Raw genomic sequence first — 22484 nt, forward strand, 5'->3', positions numbered from 1 at the left:
GGGATGGGCTGCAAGGCGCAAACCGCAGCGATACCTGGCGGTATCGCGAGGATTTGCAACGCAGCAGACCGCCCGAGGCCGCGCCCACACACCCGCGCAGAGACTTTGAACACGCTCTTAGGGTCACCGGCCACAGAGGCAGGCCCTAATGCAAATGCCGTGGCCGCCTGCCGCTGCCGTGGCCAGACGATGGCCCATTGCCACCGCCAGCGCCACCAGGGCCGCGCGGCTTGCCAAGCTCCAGCGAATTAACCAGCGCGTCAAAGCGGCCTTCAAACAGCTTGTCGATTTCAGCCACCACACCGCCCAGCTCCGAGCCATCGAAGTGGCGCTCCATCAGCGCCACCACATCTTCCACCAGCAAATTGCGTTGCGCCTGCATGATGGCCTCTGGCGTCGGGCCGACGAACAGCAAAACGAAGTCATCGCGCGATTCGCGGCCCCGTTCTTCGTCTTCTTCGTCGTACTGTGCATCGTAGAACGTGACTTCCATCTGCGCGCCCAGCGCCGACAGCTCGTTCAGATTCATGCACAAATCGTCAAGCTGCTGGCGAAAATCCTCATCCCCACGCAGTGTCCAGCACATTTGCAGCAGGTGCTGATGCGGATCAAAGCGGATGCCCGGCTCGTCCTCATACAAACTGACGGCACCTTCGGCCAGCGAGCGTGCGCCGGCGTATTTCCACAGGGGTTTGAGCGCGTCTTGCAGATGTTCAAAACCTACATCGTCCCGCAGTTTCACGTCGCCATGCACGTGGATTTCAAAAGCAGCGTCTTCATGGCTCATGGCGTTGTTCCTTCACTGGTGCCCCGGGCCGGAATCGAACCGGCACGCCCCCTTTCGGGAAAGCGGCGGATTTTAAGTCCGCTGTGTCTACCAGTTTCACCACCGGGGCCGACCGCCCATTGTCGCAGGATGCGAAGCGGCGATGCGCGTGCCGATCGAAATGCCATGCACAACTTGCGTCAACGGCATCAGGTATCTGCGTCAACCAATGGGGACGGGCTTTGAATGGAGGCGCGACCCGGAGTCGAACCGGGCTAGACGGATTTGCAATCCGTTGCATAACCGCTTTGCTATCGCGCCAAAAGATGTTCTACCAAAAAAGAGCATCACTTCATATCGCTTCATTCTTGGCAGGTAACCGTTGGTTGGCTCAACCAACGGTCAAATTCTGTATCCGGCAAATAAATCCTGCACTGGCGTGCTGAATCAGCGTTTTTCTCTTTCTGCCGATGTCATCGACAAAGCCAACAATTATAGCTGCACCTTTGCTGCTCGCGTGCGGACGAAAAATGCGTGTTCCCATTCAACCGGAACACACACGAAAATCTCGCTGGGTACGCAACGCAGACAATGGTGAGAATCGCTCTCATGTATAGTCGCCTTAGGCGCATACCAATTCGTTATCTTCATCGCCCATGTCATGGCAAACGTTCAAAGCTTGCCAATTTTCTAGTTATTTTGTTGTATGGAGCTACCTATGTCACTGCCTGTCAATCGCCGCCTGCTTCGCTGCGCGCTCACCCGCCTGGCCGCCGCTTGGTGGGTACCTGCTGCCGCCGCCATCACTGCGCTGACCACCGCCCTGCCCGCGCAGGCGCAAGGCGAAGTCACGCTGTACACCACACGCGAGCCGGGCCTGATCCAGCCGCTGCTGGACGCCTACACCCAGCAAACGGGCACCAAAGTAAACACCATATTCATGAAAGACGGCCTACTGGAGCGCGTCAAATCTGAAGGCGAACGCTCGCCCGCCGATTTGTTGATGACGGTGGACATCGGCAACCTGCTCGATCTGGTAGATGGCGGCGTCACGCAGCCCATGAAGTCGGTAGCACTGGAGTCCGCCGTGCCCGCCAACCTGCGCGGTGCCGACGGCCAGTGGTATGCCCTGTCGCTGCGCGCGCGCGTACTGTACGCCGCCAAGGGGATGAAAATCACCAGCTTCCGCTACGAAGACTTGGCGCTGCCGCAATACAAGGGCAAAGTGTGCATCCGCGCAGGCCAGCATCCGTACAACACGGCGCTGATCGCCGCCATGATCGCCCACGATGGCGAAGCCAAGACCGAAGCCTGGCTGCGCGGCGTCAAGGCCAACCTGGGCCGCAAAGCCACCGGCGGCGACCGCGATGTGGCGCGCGACATCCTGGGCGGCATTTGCGAGCTGGGCCTGGCCAATTCGTATTACGTGGGCCACATGAAGTCAGCCCGCAAGGGCACCGACGCCCGCATGTGGGGTGACGCCATCGAAGTAGTGCGGCCCACCTTTGCTGCCCAAAACAGCGGCACCCATGTCAACATCAGTGGCGCTGCACTGGCCAAACATGCGCCGCAGCGCTACAACGCCGTTCGGCTGATGGAGTTTCTGGTGTCCGCAAAAGCGCAGCAAATGTATGCCGAGGCCAACTACGAATACCCGGTGCGCCGGGGCGTGCCGCTGGCACCACTGATTGGCGAGAACATTGGCGAGCTGACGGTCGACCCTCTGCCACTTCCCGAAATTGCCAAACACCGGCAACAAGCCAGTGCGCTGGTAGACAAGGTAGGTTTTGACCGCTGAACTCAACTGAGGTGACCTCCGCCAGCACGGCCCCCTCCAGGCCGCGCCCCGCACAAGGCGCGGCCTTATCGCGTGGGGTATTCGGGTTGCGGTCTGTCGGCCCACTGTGGCACGGCGCGGCGGTGCTGATCGCGCTGGGCGTGCTGGCCCCCGTGCTGTCGCTCGCCTGGCTGGCCGCAGGGGCTGATCTGGTGCACTGGCAGCATCTGGCGACGCACGTACTGCCACCCGCCGCATGGGCCACCGCGCAGTTGCTGGTGGGTGTGGGCGTGCTGGTGCTGGCCATAGGCACTGGCGGTGCCTGGCTGGTGACGGCCTACGACTTTCCCACCCGCCGCGTGCTGCACTGGGCGCTGCTGCTTCCGCTGGCCATGCCAACCTACATCGTCGCCTTTGCCTACCTGGATTTGCTGCACCCACTAGGGCCGGTGCAAGGCGCGCTGCGCTGGCTGCTGGGCTTTGACAGCCCGCGCCAATGGCGGCTACCCGATCTGCGCTCCATGCCCGGTGCCATCATGGTGTTGGGCTTCGTGCTGTATCCGTATGTCTACATGACGGCGCGCGCCATGTTCATGACCCAACCTGCGCACCTGCTGGAAGCGGCGCGCACACTGGGCGAAGGCCGCTGGGGTGCGTTTTGGCGCGTGGCGCTGCCGCTGGCGCGCCCAGCGCTGGCCGTGGGCCTGAGCTTGGCGTTGCTGGAGACGTTGAACGACATTGGCGCGTCCGAATTTTTGGGTGTCAACACCCTCACGGTAGCGGTCTATACCACCTGGATCACGCGCTCTGACCTGGCCGGAGCAGCGCAAATTGCCTGCGCCATGCTGGCCGTGGTGGTGGCGCTGGTGTGGCTGGAGCAGCGCGGCCGCCAGCGCCAGCGCTTTGGCGCGGTCCAGCGCATGCGCGCCATCCAGCCACGCCGCCTGCACGGCGGGCGTGCCGCACTGGCATGCGCGTTGGGCTGGTTGCCGGTGCTGCTGGGTTTTGGCGCGCCAGCGGCCTATCTGGCCTGGGAAAGTGCCAAGCGTCTGCGCTTGGGGCAAGGCATTTCAGCCGGGCTGTGGGCCAGCCTAGGCAATACCTTGCTGCTGGCGCTGGGCGTCACAGCGGTAGCCGTAGCAGCGGGCCTCATCATCGCCTGGGCCGTGCGCGCACCGGCCAGCACGGCACCGCCGCCGCGCTGGATGGCCCGCCTGTCCAGCCTGGGCTACGCGCTGCCGGGCACGGTGCTGGCCATCGGCCTACTGACCCCGGCGCTGGCGGTGGATAAAGCGCTGGCCAGCGCCTTGGGCTTGGCCGGTTTGCCCTTGATGGCCGCTGGCGTAGTGCTGGTGGTGGCCTGCATCATCCGCTTTCTGGCCATGCCGGTGGGTGGGCTGGACGCCGGACTGGCGCGTATCCCGCCTGCCGTCGAGCAGGCGGCACGCTCGCTGGGCGAAACCCCGCTGGGCGCGCTGCGCCGCGTACATTTGCCGCTGCTCAGGCCCGCCTTGGCCGCAAGCGCACTGCTGGTGTTCGTGGACGCCATGAAAGAGCTGCCCGCCACACTGTTGCTGCGCCCGGCCAACTTCGACACCCTGGCCACCTGGCTGTACGCCGAGGCCGCACGCGGCACTTATGAGGAAGGTGCCATCGCCGCGCTGGCCATCGTGCTGGCGGGCCTGCTGCCGGTGGCCTGGCTGGCGCGCACCCAGCTCACGCTGCCGCACTTGAACGGCACTGAACCTAGATCCAGCAGTTGACCGCTTGAGTTCTTCTTCAAAACCGCATGAATACACAGCTTTCTGCTCTTTTCCACGCTCACCCTGGAGGTCAAGGCGCTACGCATCCACTGGCACTGCGCTCGTCGCGCCATGCGGCGTTGCTCGTCCTTGCGGGCAGCAAGCCCGCAGCGTCCTCGCGTCTTGCCTGGCACGCCGATCACAGCACCATCGGGTGCGTCCAACTGCCGGATCTAGGCTGAAGTGAACCGCACAGATTCGCCCACATGACCACCGATCCGCACCACTTGCCACTTCCACAACATGCCGCCGCACTCACTGCGGATGGCCTGTGGTTGCACGCGCTGCAACTGGCGTACGACACGCCGCGCGGCCTGCACACGGTGGTCGACGGCATGCACCTGCACCTGCCCCAGGGTCGCATCGGCTGCCTGCTGGGGCCGTCGGGTTGCGGCAAAAGCACCGTGCTGCGCGCGATTGCAGGGTTTGAACCCGCGCGCGCAGGCGAAATTCGCCTGAATGGACATCTGTTGTCTTCGCCCACGCAGCATGTGCCGCCCGAAACCCGCCACGTGGGCCTGATGTTTCAGGAATACGCCCTGTTCCCGCACCTGAGCGCCGCCGACAACGTGGCCTTTGGCCTGCGCCGCCGCTCGCGCGCCGAGCGCGACGCCCGCGTGCGCGACATGCTGGCACTGGTGGGTTTAAGCGACTTGGATACACGCTACCCGCACGAGCTATCCGGCGGGCAGCAGCAACGCGTGGCACTGGCACGCGCGCTGGCCCCTGCGCCTGCACTGATCTTGCTGGACGAGCCTTTTTCCAACCTCGACAGCGCCACGCGCGAGCGCTTGACGGTCGAGGTGCGCGACATTCTGCGCAGTGCGGGCCAGACCGCTTTGCTGGTAACCCACCACGCCGCTGAAGCGCACGCCATGGCCGACGCCATAGGCACCATGCATGATGGACGATTGCAAAACTGGGCAGACGCACCACCGCCATGAACCATGGGGCGCTTGTGCTGCCCAACGCGACAAACCAGACGCTGATGCCGGGTTAAAAAGTCAACTTTCAGAGCGCTTTTCTGCACCAGTGCATGGTGCTGCACGCGGGGCATCGCAAGCGTGGCAGTCGTGACAGCCGCCGCCTTGCACCATGCGCTCGCTCAGCCCCAGGCGCGCCGCCAGTCGCTGACGCCAGCGCGCGGGCAGGTATTTCCAGACCACGTACAGCAGCGCCAGCACCACCATCAAGGCCACCACGGCTTGCTGCATGGCGCTCACCCCCCGCCCAAGGCCAGTGCCACGCGATAAGTAACAAAGGCCGCCAGGTAAGCCAGCCCGAACAACTGCACCAGCATGATGAGCGGGTAACGCCAGCCATTGGTTTCGCGCTTGACCGCCACGATGGTCGAGATGCACTGCGGCGCAAACACAAACCACGCCAGCAGCGACAGCGCTGTGGCCAGGCTCCAGCTTTGCGACAGCAGCGGCTCCAGTTGCTGGGCCACGTCATCGCCCGTGGCCGACAGCGCGTACACCGTGCCCAGCGCCCCCACTGCCACTTCGCGCGCGGCCATGCCCGGCACCAGGGCAATGGCGATCTGCCAGTTGAAGCCCAGGGGGGCCAGCACTTTTTCCAGCATCAAGCCAATCTGGCCTGCCCAGCTGTACAGGATGTCCGGTTGCGTGGCGTTTTCAGGCGCTGCCGGGTAGCTGGACAAGAACCACAGCAGCACCATCACCGCCAAAATGATGCCGCCCACGCGCTTCAAGAAAATGCTGGCGCGCTCCCACAAGCCAAATGCCAACTGGCGCGGGCTGGGCCAACGGTAGGCGGGCAACTCCATGATGAGCGGCGTGGGCCGCGCCGCCAGCCCGCCGTTGCTCAAGCGATAGGCCCAGGCCAGTGCCAACGCACTCAAGATACCCGCCAGATACAGCGCAAACAGCACCAGCCCTTGCAGGTTGAACCACCCGGCCACCGTGCGGCTGGGAATAAAGGCGGCGATCAATAGCGCATACACCGGCAGACGGGCCGAGCACGTCATCAGCGGCGCAATCATGATGGTGACCAGCCGGTCGCGCCAGTGTGTGATGGTGCGGGTGGACATGATGCCCGGCACCGCGCAGGCAAAGCTCGACAGCAGCGGAATGAACGAGCGCCCCGACAAACCGACCTTGCCCATCACCCGATCCAGCAAAAACGCCGCGCGCGGCAAATAGCCCGAATCTTCCAGCGCCAGGATGAACAAAAACAAAATCAGAATCTGCGGCAAAAACACCAGCACGCCACCCACGCCCGCGATCACGCCGTCGGTCAGCAGACTGCGCAAAGGGCCGTCGGCCATGTGCTCGCTCACCCAGGTGGCCGCAGCGTCCATGCTGCCACTGATCCAGTCCATAGGCACGGCCGCCCAGCTGAACACGGCCTGGAACATCAAAAACAGCAAGGCCGCCAAAATGGCCATGCCCCACACTGGGTGCAGCAGCACGCGGTCGATGGCGTCGTCGCGCACCAAGGACTGCACGGGTAAAATAACCGCCTCCTGCACGATGCGTTGCACCTCCAAATGGGTTTGCATCAGCGCATCCGTACTGGGTAGCCCTGACGGCTTGATGGCCGCACCTGGCTTGCCAATCAGTGGCGGGCGGTGCGTCGCCAAGGCTTGCGCCAACGCCTGCGCGCCACCGGCCTTGATGCCCACCGTGGGCACCACCGGCACACCCAGCAGCGCCGACAGGCGCGCCACATCGACCTGAATGCCTTGACGTTCGGCCAGATCGGCCATATTCAGCGCCACCACCATCGGCAGGCCCAGCCGCTTGGCTTCCAGCACCAGACGCAGATTCAGCCGCAGCTTGGTGGCATCCACCACGCACACCAGCAAATCAGGCAGCGGCTCGCCCGCCTGCTGGCCGGTGACCACATCGCGCGTGATTTCTTCGTCCACACTCAGGGCATTCAGGCTGTACGCACCAGGCAGATCGAGCACCATGGCGTCACGCCCGTCGGGCAAGTGCATGCGCCCTTCTTTGCGCTCGACCGTGACACCGGCGTAGTTGGCCACCTTTTGCCGACTGCCTGTTAGCAGGTTGAACAGCGCCGTTTTGCCGCAGTTGGGGTTGCCCAGCAGCGCCACGCGCAGGGTGCGCCCGTCGCTGGCAAGCACCTGCGCGCGCGGCATTTGGGCCGCAGCTTCTGCCGCCGTCACCACCGCGGCGTCTTGTGTGGCGCTCATGCGGCAACCTCCGCCACAGCCTCACTGGCTTGCGCACGCTCTGCACGCACGTTCACCAGGGCCGCTTCGCGCCGACGCAGCGCAAAGGTCGACTGGTTGCCCAGGCGCACCGCCATCGGCTCGCGCCCCACCCCAGCACGGGCCACCACACGCACCGGTTCACCCGGCAAAAAGCCCAATTCCATCAAGCGCAGCAGCACCTCGCGATCGCTGGCTTCCGTTGGGGTATGCAGGTTGTCAATCACGGCGCAAGCGCCTCGTGGCAAATCGTGCAGTGGCACAGAAGAAACGGCAGGCATGACACACATCCAAAACAAAACGATAGTAATTCTTATTATAGAGAACGCTTTGCGCCACACATTGATGTTTGACACATCAAGGCATTAAAAAAAATCGGCCCCACAAGACCATCAAGCGACCAATGATGGTTAGGTCAAGCTGCGCTGTGATCCATAAAAACAAGGCAGGCAAGCTAAAATATGCTTACCAGGTAAGGCGAGGTTGAATGCAAGGCGCATCAAACAGCCCCTGCGGGCAACGCTCTCCTGATATTTTGTAGAAATTAAATATCAAATCAAGCACTAGCGCCCATACATATTGCGTAAGCAGCTATCAAAATCATACTAGACAGCGCACTGAACGCGCTGTTTTGTTTTGTCGAACAAGGATGTGACAACGATGACGGAAGTGGCCCAACTTCAGCAGCAGCCCGTGCGGGTAACGCTGCCGGACGGCTCGCAACGCGAATTTGGCACGCCCGTGACAGTGGCCCAGGTGGCCGAGTCGATTGGCGCGGGCTTGGCCAAAGCGGCGCTGGGCGGCAAGGTGGACGGCAAGCTGGTGGACTTGAGCTTCGTCATCGACCACGACGCGCCGCTGTCCATCGTCACCGCCAAGGACGCTGAGGGGCTGGATCTGATTCGCCACTCCACCGCCCACCTGCTGGCCTATGCGGTCAAAGAGCTGTTCCCCGAGGCGCAGGTGACCATCGGCCCCGTCATTGAAAACGGCTTTTATTACGACTTCAGCTACACCCGTCCGTTCACGCCCGAAGATCTGGCGGCCATCGAAAAGAAGATGAGCGAGCTGGCCGCCAAGGACGAGCCGGTGGTGCGCCGCGTGCTGCCGCGCGATGAGGCTGTTGATTATTTCAAGAGGCTGGGTGAGCATTACAAGGCCGAGATCATCGCCAGCATTCCGAGCAACGAAGACGTGTCGCTGTACCGCGAAGGCGGGTTTGAAGACCTGTGCCGCGGCCCGCACGTGCCCAGCACCGGCAAACTGAAGCACTTCAAGCTGATGAAGGTGGCCGGTGCTTACTGGCGCGGCGATCACCGCAACGAGATGCTACAGCGCATCTACGGCACCGCCTGGGCCAGCAAGGACGAGCTGAAGAACTACCTGACGATGCTGGAAGAGGCCGAAAAGCGCGACCACCGCAAGCTGGGGCGCGAGCTGGACCTGTTTCACATCGACGAACACTCGCCCGGTACGGTGTTCTGGCACCCCAAGGGCTGGACGCTGTGGCAGCAGGTGGAGCAGTACATGCGCCGCGTGTACAACGACAACGGCTACCAGGAAGTCAAAGGCCCGCAACTGCTCGATCAGGGCCTGTGGCAAAAGACCGGCCACTGGGACAAGTACCGCGACAACATGTTCACCACGGAGTCAGAAAAGCGCGATTACGCGCTCAAGCCGATGAACTGCCCGGGCCACATCCTGATCTTCAAGCAAGGCGTCAAAAGCTACCGCGACCTGCCGCTGCGCTACGGCGAGTTCGGGGCCTGCCACCGTAATGAGCCGACCGGCGGGCTGCACGGCATCATGCGGGTGCGCGCTTTCACCCAGGACGACGGCCACATCTTCTGCACCGAAGACCAGATCCTGCCCGAATGCACGGCCTACACCGCCTTGCTGCAAAAGGTCTATAAAGACTTTGGTTTTGCCGACATCATCTACAAGGTGGCCACCCGGCCCGAGCAGCGCATCGGCACCGACGCCATCTGGGACAAGGCCGAGCACGCGCTGATGGAGAGCCTGCGCGCCTCCGGCTGCGAGTTCGAGGTTTCCCCGGGCGACGGTGCCTTTTATGGCCCCAAAATTGAATATACGCTGAAAGATGCCATCGGCCGCCAATGGCAGTGCGGCACCATGCAGGTGGATTTCTCCATGGCCGAGCGGCTGGACGCCGAATACGTGGGTGAAGACGGTGCGCGCCACCGCCCGGTGATGCTGCACCGCGCCATCGTCGGCAGCATGGAACGCTTCATCGGCATTCTGATCGAGCAATACGCCGGTGCGCTGCCGGTCTGGCTGGCACCGGTGCAGGTGGTGGTCACCGGCATCACCGATGCGCAGGCCGATTACGTCCAGACCGTCGCGAAAACGCTGCGAAATCAAGGGCTTAGGGTGCAAACCGACCTGCGCAACGAGAAGATTACGTATAAAATACGCGAACATTCGTTGCAAAAGCCCCCCTATATTCTGGTCGCAGGAGACAAGGAAAAGGCTGCTGGCGCAGTTGCAGTGCGTGCTCGAGGCAATCAAGACTTGGGCGTCATGACACTGGACGAATTTTCACAACGCATGGCGGGTGACATCGCTTCCAAGGCTTGAAAAATGGCTTTAGCGCTTGTACGACAAGCAACGTCAGCTATGTATTTCGTAGTATTTTGAATTGAGGGATTTTTACCATCGCTACCAATTTCCGTGACCGCCGCCAACGTGAGGAGCGCGCGCACCGTCTGAACCGTGAAATCAATGTTCCCGAAGTCCGCCTGAACGGCCCCGACAACGAACCACTGGGCATCGTGCCAATACAAGAGGCGCTGCGCATGGCTGGCGAGTTGGATGTGGACCTGGTCGAAATTGTGGCCAACGCCACGCCGCCCGTGGCCCGACTGATGGAATACGGCAAGTTCAAATACCTTGAACAAAAGAAAGCCGCCGAGGCCAAGGCCAAACAGACGGTCATCGAAATCAAAGAAGTCAAATTTCGGCCCGGCACCGATGAAGGTGACTACAACATCAAGATGCGCAACATCCGCCGCTTTCTGGCCGATGGCGACAAAGTGAAAGTCACGCTGCGCTTTCGCGGACGCGAAATCACGCACCAGGAATTGGGTTTGGCTTTGTTGAACCGCATTCGTGACGAGTTGGTCGACAGCGTAATGGTGGAGCAGTTTCCCAAATTGGAAGGCCGCCAGATGATCATGATGCTGGCTCCCGCCCGCAAGAAAGCAGGCGGTGGCGGCGGACAGCCCGCCAAGCCAGCGGCAGAGCAGCAGACTGCCGCAGCTTGACTGGGCATTGTCAAAGAGCAGTTTAAAAAGCATTTGTCGGGCACGCACCTGACGAACAGACGGGTTGAAAGACCAGTCAACCTGAAGAAGTGGCTCGGGGCCTTTTCAAGGGCGCAAAGCAGTTTTGCGCACGCCTCGCGAGCACAATGAAACGGAGCATTTCAAATGCCCAAAATGAAGTCCAAGAGCAGCGCGAAAAAGCGTTTTCGCGTCCGTCCAGGTGGTACCGTCAAGCGCGGTCAAGCCTTCAAGCGTCACATCCTGACCAAGAAGACCACCAAGAACAAACGCCATCTGCGTGGTGCGGTGAATGTCCATGAGACCAACCTTGGTCACATGGCGCAGATGCTGCCCTTTGCTGGCCTGTAATCAACCGACGGACAAGGAGAAACTGATATGCCTCGCGTCAAACGTGGTGTGACCGCCCGTGCTCGTCACAAGAAGGTTCTGGCTTTAGCCAAGGGGTTCCGCGGCCGCCGCAAGAACGTCTATCGTGTTGCCAAACAGGCGGTGATGAAGGCAGGCCAATACGCCTACCGTGATCGCCGCAACAAAAAACGCGACTTCCGCCGCCTGTGGATCGCCCGTATCAACGCCGCCGTGCGTGAGTTGGGTCTGACCTACAGCCAGTTCATCAATGGCATGAACAAAGCGGGCATCGCACTGGATCGCAAGGTGCTGGCCGATATCGCCGTGCACGACAAAGCCGCTTTTGCCAGCATTGTCGAGCAGGCCAAGGCCAAGCTGGCCTGATTCCGGCTGATTCCAACACTCGCGCTAAAGCTCCTACTTTTGTAGCTTCTTGCGCCGGTGTTTCCAGGGATTGAGGCCGAAAAGGCTTCAATCCCTTTTTCTTTTTTCTGATCTGTTGCCGCACCTGATGAGCACCGTGAACGCCGCCTTCGAGGACTTGAACGATCTGGCCCAAAGCGCCACTGCGCAATTTGCCAACGCACACACCCCTGCCGAGCTGGAAAATGCCAAAGCCCAGTTCCTGGGCAAAGCAGGTCGCGTGACCGCGCTGATGAAAGGCTTGGCCCAGTTCAGTGCGGACGAAAAGAAAACCCGCGGTGCGGCTATCAACCAGACCAAGCAGGCCATCGAGGTAGCGCTGAACGCGCGCAGGCAGGCGCTGCAAGAAGCCGAGCTGGAGCGCCAGTTGGCCGCCGAAGCGCTGGACGTCACCTTGCCTGGTCGCCAACGCGGCCAAGGCGGCTTGCACCCCATCAGCCTGACGTGGCAGCGCATCGAGCAGATTTTTGGCAGCATGGGCTTTGACGTTGGTGATGGCCCAGAGATCGAAAACGACTGGTACAACTTCACCGCGCTGAACAACCCACCCAACCACCCGGCGCGGTCAATGCAGGACACCTTCTACGTCGACATGAACGACGCCGATGGTCACCCCTATTGCCTGCGCACCCACACCAGCCCGATGCAGATTCGCTATGCCGTCGCACATGCCAGGCGGCAGGCCGCCGAGCTGGCACACGGGCAGATGAGCGAGATTCGCGTCATCGTGCCGGGGCGCACCTACCGCGTGGACAACGACGCCACGCATTCGCCCATGTTCCACCAGTTTGAAGGACTGTGGTTGGGCGAGAACGTGAGCTTCAAGGACCTGAAGGTCACCTACCTCAGCTTTTGCAAGGCGTTTTTTGAAACCGACGATTTGATCCTGCGTTTTCGGCCCAGCTATTTCCCATTCACCGAACCCAGCGCCGAGATCGACATTCAGTTTCAGCACGGCCCGCTGGCGGGCAAGTGGCTGGAGGTGTCTGGCTCTGGCCAGGTACACCCACAGGTGGTGCGCAACATGGGACTGGATCCTGAGCGCTTTATCGGCTTTGCCTTCGGCTCGGGCATCGACCGCCTGGCCATGCTGCGCTATGGCGTGAACGACCTGCGCCTGTTTTTTGAAGGCGACATCCGTTTTCTGGGTCAGTTCCGCTGAAACTGTTGCGCTGAAATATCCCCCCTGAAATAAGTCTGACACATGCAATTTCCCGAGTCCTGGTTGCGCACCTTCTGCAACCCGCCCTTGTCCACTGAGCAACTGGCCAATACCTTGACCATGGGCGGTTTTGAAGTGGAAGAGCTGCGCCCGGTGGCCCCGCCCTTCAGCGGCGTGGTGGTAGGCGAAATCAAGCACGCCGAGCAACACCCCAACGCCGACCGCCTGCGCGTGTGCCAGGTGGACGTAGGGCAAGCCGCGCTGCTGAACATCGTCTGTGGCGCACCCAACGCCCGCGTGGGCATCAAGGTGCCGTGCGCGCTGGTGGGGGCCGAGCTGCCACCAGGCGAAGACAGCAAGCCATTCAAAATCAAGCTGGGCAAACTGCGCGGGGTTGAAAGCCAGGGCATGCTGTGTTCGGCGCGCGAGTTGCACCTGTCTGAAGACCATGGCGGTTTGTTGGAACTGGCAACCGATCTGGCACCGGGTGCCGACATCCGGCAGGCGCTGGATCTGGACGACACGGTGTTCACGCTCAAACTCACCCCCAACCTGGGCCATGCACTCAGCGTGTACGGCGTGGCGCGCGAGCTGTCAGCGCTGACGGGTGCGCCACTGCTCACCCCGGCAATTCCCAGCGTGACCACAGGTACACCAGACGCGCTGCCCGTCAAGATCAGCGCACCCGACTTGTGCGGACGCTTTTCGGGCCGCATCGTGCGCCACGTCAACCCTCAGGCCACCACGCCGCCGTGGATGGTCGATCGTCTGGCGCGCTGCGGCCAGCGCAGCGTGACGGCGCTGGTCGACATCTCCAATTACGTGATGTTTGAGTATGGTCGTCCCACCCACATTTTTGATCTCGACAAAATTCATGGCGGGCTGGATGTGCGCTGGGGCAAAGCGGGCGAGCAGCTCAAGCTGCTGAACGGCAACACCGTCACATTGGACGACAACGTGGGTGTGATCGCCGATTCGGCCCAAGTGGAGTCACTGGCGGGCATCATGGGCGGCGACGCCACGGCCGTCAGCGACGACACCCAAAACGTCTACGTCGAAGCCGCGTTCTGGTGGCCCGAAGCGGTGGCAGGCCGTTCGCGCCGCTTTAATTTCGCCACCGATGCCGGACACCGTTTTGAGCGGGGCGTTGATCCCGATCTGACAGCGGCACACATCGAGCGCATCAGCCAGCTCATCATCGACATTTGTGGCACGCCCCAAACCGTGTGCGGTCCCATTGACGATCAACAGCCGCGCATGCCACAGCCCACGCCGGTGACGCTGCGCGTGGCCCGCGCAGCCAAAGTGCTGGGCATGCCCGTCACACAGGCGCAGTGCGCCGAGGTATTTGGTCGAATAGGCCTGGCATTCACCGAAGGCGAAGGCACCATCACCGTGCAGCCCCCGGCGTACCGGTTTGATTTGCGCATTGAAGAAGACCTGGTCGAAGAGGTGGCCCGCATCGTGGGTTATGCCCAGTTGCCTGAAACGCCCCCGCTGGCACCCATCGTGCCGCGTACGCAAACCGAATCACGCCGTGACCGGTTTGCGCTGCGTCACGCTCTGGCCGGATTGGGTTACCTGGAAACCATCAACTTCAGCTTTGTCGACGAAGCGTGGGAGCGCGATCTGGCAGGCCAGACCGACCCAGTACGACTGCTCAACCCGATTGCAAGTCAAATGAGCGTGATGCGCTCATCTTTGCTAGGATCTTTGCTACAGGTTGTGAAGCGCAATACCGACCGCCGGGCTGACCGCGTGCGCGTGTTTGAAGTCGGCCGCGTGTTCATGCGCGATGCCAGCGTGGCCGCTTCTGACCATGACGTTCAGGGCGTGGCCCAGCCCATGCGCGTGGCCGGTGTCATCTACGGCCCGGCCAGTCGCCAAGGCTGGAGCGGCAAACAACCACAGGCCGATTTTTTTGATGCCAAAGGCGATGTCCAAGCGCTGCTCAGCCCCCGCCAGCCGGTGTTTGAAGCGGCCACTCATCCGGCCTTGCATCCTGGCCGATCGGCCCGCGTGGTACTGGATGGACAAACCATTGGCGTCGTCGGCGAATTGCACCCCCGTTGGCGTCAGCAGTGGGAATTGCCGCACGCGCCGGTCATGTTTGAGCTGGATCTGGACGCCATACTGCAAGCTCACGTACCGCAAGCACAGCCGCTGTCACGTCAGCAACCTGCCGAGCGCGACATCGCGGTGGTAGTCAAAGAAAGCGTGACGCATGCGCAGCTCATGACTGCCATTCAGGCCGCACCCACCGAGGGGTTGCTGCGCCATGCCGTGCTGTTTGATATTTATCGCCCCAATGCGGGCCACGAACAAGCCGCAGGCATGGCCGCTGACGACAAAAGTCTGGCCGTGCGCCTGACGCTGGCCAGTGACGACACCACACTGACCGACGAACGCATTGACGCAGCCGTGCAGGCCGTGCTCAAGCGCTTGGGTTCTGACGTTGGCGCGCGGCTTCGCACGTAAAGCACACGCAGGAGACAATGAGGGAGACCGCCATGAGCACCGAGAACGCATCCACCAGCTTCATGGAACTGGCCGTTGACAGCCTCGAAACATCGGCCTTGACCAAGGCGCAACTGGCCGACATGCTGTTCGAGCAAATTGGCCTGAACAAACGCGAATCCAAAGACATGGTGGATGCGTTTTTTGACTTGATCTGCGCCCAGTTGATCGCTGGCGAAGACATCAAGTTGACAGGTTTTGGCAATTTTCAAGCCCGCATCAAAGCTCCCAGGCCAGGGCGCAATCCGCGCACAGGCGAGATGATCCCCATCAAGGCACGCAAAGTCATCACCTTTCACGCCAGCCAAAAACTCAAAGATGCCATTCAGGCCGCACCAGACGCCAGTGCCACAGTAGTGGGCGAATCCTGACCTATTTGCAACAGACCAGCTCAGTCTGACACAAAAACACGCATCATCTCGCAAACAGGTGTAGGCGAGGCGCAGCAGTTGCGCTAATCTTTCAGGTTCAGCACGCAAGATGTTGATTCTGAATGGAAACTCAGCTTCCTCCCATCCCAGCCAAACGCTACTTCACCATTGGTGAAGTGGGCGATCTGTGCGGTGTCAAACCGCATGTGCTGCGTTATTGGGAGCAAGAATTCACGCAACTGCGGCCCATGAAGCGGCGCGGCAACCGGCGCTATTACCAGCACCATGAAGTACTGATGATCCGCCGCATCCGCGAGCTGCTTTACGACCAGGGCTTTACCATCAACGGTGCGCGGGTCAAGCTGCAAGAGATGACGCAACTACAACGTGATCGCCGTCGCGCCGGTGAAGTCATGCTGACCGGCGTAGAAGTGTTCGATACCGACGAAGCCGCACCGGCCGATTTCGCGCCTAGCGATCTCTTTGATGACGAGCAGCTTTCAGAACAAGTGCGTCATATGGAACGCGAGTTGAAAGAGATTCGAGACTTGCTGACAGTGCCTTCATGGCACGACGCGCACCCGCTATAATGGCGCGCTTATCGGCGTGTAGCGCAGCCTGGTAGCGCACTTGCATGGGGTGCAAGGGGTCGCGAGTTCGAATCCCGCCACGCCGACCAATTGATCATCCGCCAGTGTCCAGCACCGTCCGGCCTGGCGGATTTTTTATGTCTGTTACCCTCTGTAGATTGACCGCTGTCGTCCGTCGTCGTCCGTTGGCAGCCGCTTAAAATTTGGGGCAACTTTTGGCGGAGTTGCCCCCGTCGCTCTCGGAGTTGCCCCCATGCCACTGACTGATGCCGCCATCCGGGCCGCCAAACCTGGCGATAAGGCCCGCAAACTTTTTGATGGCGAGGGTTTGTACCTTGAGCTTTCGCCCGCCGGCGGCCGATGGTGGCGGCTCAAATACCGCTGGGCGGGACGCGAAAAGCGCCTGAGCCTGGGCACCTATCCCGCCGTGTCGCTGCTGGATGCCCGACGGCGGCGCGACGAAGCCAAGCGCACCCTTGCCGCAGGCGAAGATCCATCCGCTGTGCGTCGTACCCAAAAGATGGTGGCCACCGCCGCCAGCAATACATTCGAGGTTGTGGCGCGCCGCTGGCACAAAGACTGGGCGCGCTCGCGCACTGTCAAGCACGCCGACCAGGTGCTGCGACGGCTGGAGCTGGACGTGTTCCCGCGCATCGGTTTAATGCCCATCACCTCAGTGCGCGCGCCCGATGTGGTGGCTTTGGCCAAGTTGGTCGAGGCGCGCGGCGCGCTTGACTTGGCGCGGCGTGCCATCCAGATCACCGGGCAGGTGTACCGCTACGCCATCGCCCACGGCCTGGCCGAACACAACCCCGCGCGCGACTTCGCCCCTGGCGACGTGTTGCGACCGCCGCGCGAAGACAACTACGCTCGCGTTCAGGCATCGCGCCTGCCGGCCTTTTTGCGATCCATCAATACCTACCATGGCCACCCGCGCACGCGCCTGGCGCTGCACCTGATGTCATTGGTGTTTATTCGCACAGGTGAGCTGATCGCCACTCCCCTCGCCGAAATTGAGGATGCCCTTAAGGTAGGCCGCTGGGATATACCCGCCGCGCGGATGAAAATGCCCACGCCTCACGTCGTGCCCCTGGCGCGCCAAACTACTCAGGTGCTGCAACGCCTACTTGACCTGTCCGGTGGCGGGCAGTGGCTGTTGCCTGGCGCGCACGATCATGAGCGGCATCTGTCCAACAATGCGCTGCTGTTTGCTATCTACGGGATGGGCTACAAGGGTGAGATGACCGGCCATGGGTTTCGCGGTGTGGCCAGCACGGCCTTGCATGAGGCCGACTTTGAGCATGAGCATATCGAGTTGCAGTTGGCCCATCAGCGCCGCGACCGCGTGAGTGCCGCCTACAACTGGGCGCAATACCTGCCGCAGCGCGCGGCCATGATGCAGTGGTGGGCCGATGAGCTAGACCGGCTGCGCGGCGCACCGATCACACTTTAGCGGCGGCGCGCTCGGCGCACATTCGCACCACCAACGCCCGTCGCTCATCATCGCTCAGGCCCCTTATCACCGCGTCATTGCAGGCGTCTATTTCGTTGGCCGGCCATACGCTCACGCGCGCACCTTGCTTGATGGGCGTTGGCAACAGGCCGGCCTTTACGCGGTCGTAAATAGCGGTGCGCCCAAGGCCGGTACGCTCAATCACGCTGGGCAGTCTAAGTAGTGTGGTCATGTTTTTGCTCTTTGTTTTATAGCGATTGCATGCATCAGCACAGCCCTGCACGCTGCATGTTCATTTGCGCCGCTCGAACAGCGCCATGGTCTTGATGTGCAAGTGCGCTTTCTCGCCCGGCGCGTGCGGGCTGGCGTTGCTCAGGACGTGCAGCGGCGTCAGGTCGGCGGTGGGGCGCTGGGTTCGCGCAGTCGCTGGCCGCCTAAAGCGCGCTGCGCGGCGTTGTTCGCGGTTCATGTTGATTCCTTCGGTTTCTTTTTTTTCGGGGTGCCTGGCCTTATCAACCAGTGCCATACGCCGATGCCGCTGGTGGCGGCAAATACGCTGTTTTGGGCCACCAAGCCCCAATGCTGGGTGGCGATGCCAAAAGCGATCCACCCCGCATTGCTGGCCAGCCACATCACCCAGGCCCACGGTGCCCAGCGGTGTCGCGTGGCCAGCAGCAGCGCGCCCAGCACCCCCAGGGTGGCACTGGCAGCCTCAAGGTATTGCAGTGCACTCATGCTCTTACCAGCGCCGCGCCAATGGGCAGGGCAAGCTGCGCGGCTGGCGTGCTGGCACGGGCGCGCTCTATTTCCCGGCGTGCGCGGGCAATGGTTTTGGCCACGTCGGTTTCGCTACTTTTTTTGTAGCGAAAGGCCGGATTTAACAATGAGCCGGGTGGGTGTTGCGTGGTAGTGCGCAGGGCTTTCATGGTGGTTTCTCCTTGGGTTAATGGGTTGGTTTGTTAAGCCGCGTAGGCGGGGCCAGCGTGCAGCAAACCGCGCGCAGTCATCTCGCTGACTACTTGCTCAAAAGACATGCCCATGCGTTTCATTAGCTCGCGGGCATGCAGCGGCTGGACTGCTTTCAGCTCTTGTGGGGTTGCCCCCATTAATTCGAGTTGCCGGGTGTACTTTGGTGCCAGATAGCTGGCCAGGTAGGCCCAGTTTTCGGCCTCTTTTTGCGCTTTGGCCTGGGCGTCACGCTCTTTGTAGAGCCAGTTTGAGTGGCCCTCGGTCAATCGAGCCGTACAGTTATTCAAACCAGTCCAAGGCGCGCCGCGAGCGGCGCGCTCCTCTTTCGTTTGAGGCGTTTCGCCCCGTAGCAACCGTGCCTTGGCCAGCGCGCACTCTGGCCAATCCGGCCCTTCCGATCCTGTAATGCGCGTCCAAAACAAACGGCGCGAAACCATGCAGCGGCCCAGGCGGTCGCGCACGCCGAACAAACGTCCGCGCTTGGCTGCCTCTCCATAGCGGTTGGTGCGGCGGCTCAAATCAAACGCCAATTGGATGTTGTAGTCGCCCCTGGGCAAGGCCACACCGCCCATGGCGCGGATGTAGCCCGCCCAATCGGCTTGATCTTGGTCGCTCAGTTTTTGTGCGGCATACCAAGCCATGCGCACATGCTTGACCTGGCCCCACTTCATGTCGGCAAACTGATCTTCTTTGATGCGGCGCACCTCGCGCCACACCGATACGCTGGGCTGGCCTATGGCCTGAAATTGCCGGATGCCCCAGCAACTGGCCCACGCATCCACCCGCACATGGCCCTGCACGCCGCCCATTTCCACGGTAAATAAGTCGCCCGTTTCGCTTTCGTCCAGGTGCTCTTTCAGGGCGTGGTGGCCGATAGATTTGGCGATGTACTTGGCGATGTAGCCCGCTGCGCCGCCCTTGGTCAGGCTTTTGAAATTGGTGCGACTCTTGGCCGCTCCACGCTCTTTGGCGTAGTGCTTATCGTTGACAACCCAGTACCTGTACAGCAGATCTTGCAGCGCCTTGGCCTCGGCATCGTCTTTGCACCACAGCAGCAGGTGCCAATGCGGCGTGCCATCGTGGTGCGGCTCGGCCACCCTAAAGCCAAAGGGTTGCAAGCCCTTGCGCGCCATCGCGGCGCGCGCCTTGCCCCACTGCTTGACCAGCCAGCTTTGTGCATCGCGCGGCGTGCTGGTGCCGTCGTAGCGCGGGTTAGGCACCGCGCGATAAGTGTCGGCCGGGATGGTTTGCCCCGCCTCTTGCGCGCTGGTTGCGGCAATGCCTTTGTCTCGCCACTCCTTGCTCAACATGGCGTGCATGGCGCTTGGGCAGGTCAATGTGATAAACAAGCCCACCCAAGCATTGGCGTCGGCGTACTCTTCGCAGCCTCTTATTCGCGTCATCAGCTCACCACCGCGATTGACCGGGTTGGCCACGCTGGCATGGGCCAGCTCTTTGAGGGTAAATATCTGGCCCGCCTCGTTGCGCACCATGGTGCTGGCCAATCCGGCGGCGTTGCGCGCCAACTGCTGCGCCCGTCGCTTGACGGCCTCATCACTGGCATAGCCACCGCTGCGCTTGCCTACCATGCCGATCTTGATGGCCCCAGCCTCTACGATGCGCGCCGCCGCCCGGCGCAGCGCCCGACGCCACCACCGATCATCTTGCGCCCGCTTGATGGCGGCCATCACTTCGGCCGTCGTTGGGGAGCGTTTGCGCAGCTTGGGCGGGTCACACTCATGCAGCGCACACTTGTGCGCCACATAGTCCACCGCCTCGCGCAAGGCGGCGGCCATGCGCTGCAGCAGCTTGCCTGCTGTGGTTTTTTCTTCGTTGCTCATCGCGGCGCACTCGCGCCAAAAATCGGGGTCGCGGCCGGTCTCGCGCATCACCTGCTTTTCGGTTTTGCCTGTGGTGGCCAACTCATACTCTGCGCAAGCGGCCAGCCGGTCTTTTACCTGGATTGCCTGCTTTTCGGTCACGCCGTAGCGCTTAAAAATGCGGGCTACACCACCTTCCACGCGGCGCGCCAGATCGTGGGCGCGCTGCCTGATGTCGTCGTCAGTCAGCGTCCATTCGATTGCTTTGCCGTGTTGCTCATCAAAGTCGGCCAGGGTTTCCATGGCTTCGGTTGCGCCGTGCCATCGCTCGATGTCGTGGTGCCTTTGAGGCAGCTTTACCAAGCCTTGGATGGCTCGCCCCCATTGCTCGGGCGCGCGCGCGCTCAACTCATGCACCGCGTGCATCACTTTGCCGTAGGTGGGGCGGTCGGCTTCCCATTCGCTCAAGGTGCCGCCCCATTGGGTGCGGTAGGCGCTGCGGCGCTGCCCGCCGGCGCGCGCCATGCGCTCAACCTTGCGCCGGTGCGCCTGGGCCTTGCTTTGTTTTTTAAGTTTGTCCCAATCGGCAGCGGCCATGCCCTCGGGCTTTAGGCTGCGCTGGCGCTCGCTTTGGGTGGCGCGCAGTGGCGGCGGCTCATGCTGCACCCGCTCGGCTGCGCCGCTGTCCAGTTGCTGGCGCATCCCGCACCATTCGATGGCTTCGCATGCGCTGGGGTCGGTGCTGCCCTGCGGCGGTATGCGCGCGCCCGTGCAGTCGGCGGCGTAGGGGCAGCGCTGCATGGCTCTGGCATCGGGCTGCGCGATAAATATCGCGTCGTCATCCAAGCCAAAGTCACATTCGCCGGTGTAGTGGATGCGGCTGATCACGTCAGCCCCCCTGCCCGTCGCATAAGCGTTGCAATTGCAACCGCAGCCTGGAGCGGTACGACTCCATTGCCGGCTTCGCGCAGTCGGTCAGTGCGCGATTCGTCCACCACGTAGGCCACCCCATCAACCAGCATGTAAACACCGGGTTCAGTCGCCGGCTCAAGGTGCGGGTGGTCGGTGACAATGCGCGCCCATCGTTGATCGAGTGGACCTGGTGCAAAAAGCGGTGCTGCACAAAATTCGGCAGCTGATCCATGTGCTTTGCACCTGTGCCCGCCTCCGTCACGTGCTTGGCTGAGTTGGCCCCCTTGTAGTCCCGGCTCGCTGGCGTCGGCCACAGCGCCGCATCCCGGCTCAGGTTGCCGCCTTGTGTCGATGACAGATCCGCCACCTGGCCGCGACCGTCGTGTGCGTTCGGCGTCGGCCACATCGCCGTCTGCTGCCTCAAATTCGGCCCCATCAGGCCGTTGCTGTAAGTGCTGGTATTGCAGTCCGGTGTGGCCCACGCGCCGCCATGCGAAGCAAAACCAACGCTTGCGGATGTGGCTGGCTCCCACGGCGGCCGCTGAAATAGTGATCCATTCCGCGTCCCACCCTCGGTCGGCCAGTTCCCCCACGACTCGGGCTGCGGCGCGTTCTTGCAACTCGCCTTCGGCCTTGTCCACAACGGTGGCGGTGGCAGTAGCGATGGCATTGACGTTTTCCAAAATGATTCCACTCGCACTGCAAGCGTCGGCAATGTCAAGGATGTTGAAAAACAGCCCCGAGCGTGCGCCGTCAAGTCCGGCGCGTTTACCGGCGATGCTGAGGTCTTGGCAAGGGAAGCCTGCAATGATGAAATCCACGCATCCACGCCACGCTGCGCCGTCAAAGGTGAGCAGGTCAGACCAGATAGGACATGGAGCGATGGCTCCCGCTTCCATAAGCCTTGCAAGCTGCGAAGCGGCAGCGGCTTCCCTCTCCACGTAGCAAACGGTGTTAAGCCGCCGTCCAAATAACTCGAGTGCAGCTCGGGCACCTTCGCCAAGCATGCCGACGCCGGCACACAGCTCGATGGCGGTGACAATGGGTTCGGTGGTAGGTACAACCACATC

General features: G+C 61.9%; 22 protein-coding genes and 3 tRNA genes. 13 read left to right on the top strand and 12 right to left on the bottom strand.

Annotated features, from left to right (window positions below; genetic code table 11):
• Positions 1-145: 145 nt before the first annotated feature.
• The 3 genes from ACK5NW_RS02750 to ACK5NW_RS02760 form a co-directional block, all read right to left on the bottom strand.
• Positions 146-787, bottom strand: a complete 642-nt coding sequence (locus ACK5NW_RS02750) for a DUF6806 family protein (RefSeq protein WP_416924822.1) — start codon at positions 785-787, stop codon at positions 146-148.
• Between the two features lie 16 nt (positions 788-803).
• Positions 804-896, bottom strand: a tRNA-Leu gene (locus tag ACK5NW_RS02755).
• A gap of 117 nt (positions 897-1013) precedes the next feature.
• A tRNA-Cys gene (locus ACK5NW_RS02760) sits at positions 1014-1087 on the bottom strand.
• A 397-nt stretch (positions 1088-1484) separates the two neighbouring features.
• On the opposite strand from ACK5NW_RS02760, the gene ACK5NW_RS02765 reads away from it, so the two are divergent.
• From ACK5NW_RS02765 to ACK5NW_RS02775, 3 genes are all read left to right on the top strand, one after another.
• On the top strand, positions 1485-2564 hold the full coding sequence (locus ACK5NW_RS02765; RefSeq protein WP_416924824.1) for an extracellular solute-binding protein: 1080 nt from the start codon (positions 1485-1487) through the stop codon (positions 2562-2564).
• Between the two features lie 104 nt (positions 2565-2668).
• Positions 2669-4306 carry an ABC transporter permease gene (locus ACK5NW_RS02770; RefSeq protein WP_416924883.1) on the top strand — a complete coding sequence of 546 codons (1638 nt, stop codon included), beginning with the start codon at positions 2669-2671 and terminating at the stop codon, positions 4304-4306.
• A 245-nt stretch (positions 4307-4551) separates the two neighbouring features.
• On the top strand, positions 4552-5289 hold the full coding sequence (locus ACK5NW_RS02775) for an ABC transporter ATP-binding protein (RefSeq protein WP_416924826.1): 738 nt from the start codon (positions 4552-4554) through the stop codon (positions 5287-5289).
• A 60-nt stretch (positions 5290-5349) separates the two neighbouring features.
• Here ACK5NW_RS02775 and ACK5NW_RS02780 read toward each other — a convergent pair whose 3' ends face one another.
• From ACK5NW_RS02780 to ACK5NW_RS02790, 3 genes are read right to left on the bottom strand one after another with little or no spacing between them, the layout of a single operon-like run.
• The gene (locus ACK5NW_RS02780) at positions 5350-5568 is read right to left on the bottom strand and encodes a hypothetical protein (protein ID WP_416924828.1); all 219 of its coding nucleotides are present in this window, start codon (positions 5566-5568) and stop codon (positions 5350-5352) included.
• Positions 5565-7472 (bottom strand): ferrous iron transporter B, encoded by a 1908-nt coding sequence (feoB, locus tag ACK5NW_RS02785; RefSeq protein WP_416924885.1) that lies wholly within the window; start codon positions 7470-7472, stop codon positions 5565-5567. The genes ACK5NW_RS02780 and feoB overlap by 4 nt, the downstream gene beginning before the upstream one ends.
• A gap of 50 nt (positions 7473-7522) precedes the next feature.
• Positions 7523-7825, bottom strand: coding sequence for a FeoA family protein (locus tag ACK5NW_RS02790; protein WP_416924830.1), 303 nt, complete (start codon positions 7823-7825; stop codon positions 7523-7525).
• 379 nt (positions 7826-8204) lie between these two features.
• Here ACK5NW_RS02790 and thrS point away from each other — a divergent pair, with 379 nt between their 5' ends.
• The 10 genes from thrS (at position 8205) to ACK5NW_RS02840 (ending at position 17713) form a co-directional block, all read left to right on the top strand.
• On the top strand, positions 8205-10142 hold the full coding sequence (thrS, locus tag ACK5NW_RS02795; protein ID WP_416924832.1) for a threonine--tRNA ligase: 1938 nt from the start codon (positions 8205-8207) through the stop codon (positions 10140-10142).
• A gap of 68 nt (positions 10143-10210) precedes the next feature.
• Complete coding sequence (gene infC, locus ACK5NW_RS02800; RefSeq protein WP_416924887.1) at positions 10211-10828, top strand: translation initiation factor IF-3; 618 nt, start codon at positions 10211-10213, stop codon at positions 10826-10828.
• A 165-nt stretch (positions 10829-10993) separates the two neighbouring features.
• Positions 10994-11197: a 50S ribosomal protein L35 gene (gene rpmI / locus ACK5NW_RS02805; RefSeq protein ID WP_293192376.1), complete on the top strand. Its 204-nt coding sequence runs from the start codon at positions 10994-10996 to the stop codon at positions 11195-11197.
• Between the two features lie 27 nt (positions 11198-11224).
• The gene (rplT, locus tag ACK5NW_RS02810; protein ID WP_416924834.1) at positions 11225-11581 is read left to right on the top strand and encodes a 50S ribosomal protein L20; all 357 of its coding nucleotides are present in this window, start codon (positions 11225-11227) and stop codon (positions 11579-11581) included.
• A 127-nt stretch (positions 11582-11708) separates the two neighbouring features.
• Positions 11709-12782 (top strand): phenylalanine--tRNA ligase subunit alpha, encoded by a 1074-nt coding sequence (gene pheS, locus ACK5NW_RS02815; RefSeq protein WP_416924836.1) that lies wholly within the window; start codon positions 11709-11711, stop codon positions 12780-12782.
• 42 nt (positions 12783-12824) lie between these two features.
• Positions 12825-15260 (top strand): phenylalanine--tRNA ligase subunit beta, encoded by a 2436-nt coding sequence (gene pheT / locus ACK5NW_RS02820; RefSeq protein WP_416924838.1) that lies wholly within the window; start codon positions 12825-12827, stop codon positions 15258-15260.
• A 32-nt stretch (positions 15261-15292) separates the two neighbouring features.
• Positions 15293-15670: an integration host factor subunit alpha gene (locus ACK5NW_RS02825; RefSeq protein WP_416924840.1), complete on the top strand. Its 378-nt coding sequence runs from the start codon at positions 15293-15295 to the stop codon at positions 15668-15670.
• Positions 15671-15792: 122 nt separating this feature from the next.
• The gene (locus tag ACK5NW_RS02830; protein ID WP_416924842.1) at positions 15793-16260 is read left to right on the top strand and encodes a MerR family transcriptional regulator; all 468 of its coding nucleotides are present in this window, start codon (positions 15793-15795) and stop codon (positions 16258-16260) included.
• A gap of 12 nt (positions 16261-16272) precedes the next feature.
• Positions 16273-16349: transfer RNA gene (locus ACK5NW_RS02835), tRNA-Pro, on the top strand.
• 164 nt (positions 16350-16513) lie between these two features.
• Positions 16514-17713: a tyrosine-type recombinase/integrase gene (locus tag ACK5NW_RS02840; protein WP_416924844.1), complete on the top strand. Its 1200-nt coding sequence runs from the start codon at positions 16514-16516 to the stop codon at positions 17711-17713.
• On the opposite strand, the gene ACK5NW_RS02845 is transcribed toward ACK5NW_RS02840, so the two are convergent.
• From ACK5NW_RS02845 to ACK5NW_RS02870, 6 genes are read right to left on the bottom strand one after another with little or no spacing between them, the layout of a single operon-like run.
• The gene (locus ACK5NW_RS02845; protein WP_416924846.1) at positions 17703-17945 is read right to left on the bottom strand and encodes a helix-turn-helix transcriptional regulator; all 243 of its coding nucleotides are present in this window, start codon (positions 17943-17945) and stop codon (positions 17703-17705) included. The genes ACK5NW_RS02840 and ACK5NW_RS02845 overlap by 11 nt on opposite strands.
• 60 nt (positions 17946-18005) lie before the next feature.
• Entirely contained in the window at positions 18006-18182 is a 177-nt protein-coding gene (locus ACK5NW_RS02850; RefSeq protein WP_416924848.1) for a hypothetical protein, read from the bottom strand.
• Positions 18179-18448, bottom strand: a complete 270-nt coding sequence (locus tag ACK5NW_RS02855) for a nicotinamide mononucleotide transporter (RefSeq protein ID WP_416924850.1) — start codon at positions 18446-18448, stop codon at positions 18179-18181. The genes ACK5NW_RS02850 and ACK5NW_RS02855 overlap by 4 nt, the downstream gene beginning before the upstream one ends.
• Positions 18445-18639: a hypothetical protein gene (locus ACK5NW_RS02860; RefSeq protein WP_416924852.1), complete on the bottom strand. Its 195-nt coding sequence runs from the start codon at positions 18637-18639 to the stop codon at positions 18445-18447. The genes ACK5NW_RS02855 and ACK5NW_RS02860 overlap by 4 nt, the downstream gene beginning before the upstream one ends.
• A gap of 33 nt (positions 18640-18672) precedes the next feature.
• Positions 18673-21390 (bottom strand): replication endonuclease, encoded by a 2718-nt coding sequence (locus tag ACK5NW_RS02865; protein ID WP_416924854.1) that lies wholly within the window; start codon positions 21388-21390, stop codon positions 18673-18675.
• Complete coding sequence (locus tag ACK5NW_RS02870) at positions 21387-22421, bottom strand: DNA cytosine methyltransferase (RefSeq protein WP_416924889.1); 1035 nt, start codon at positions 22419-22421, stop codon at positions 21387-21389. The genes ACK5NW_RS02865 and ACK5NW_RS02870 overlap by 4 nt, the downstream gene beginning before the upstream one ends.
• Between the last annotated feature and the right edge of the window lie 63 nt (positions 22422-22484).

The sequence above is a fragment of the Ottowia sp. genome, from assembly GCF_047975795.1.
Taxonomy (GTDB): Bacteria; Pseudomonadota; Gammaproteobacteria; order Burkholderiales; family Burkholderiaceae_C; genus Ottowia.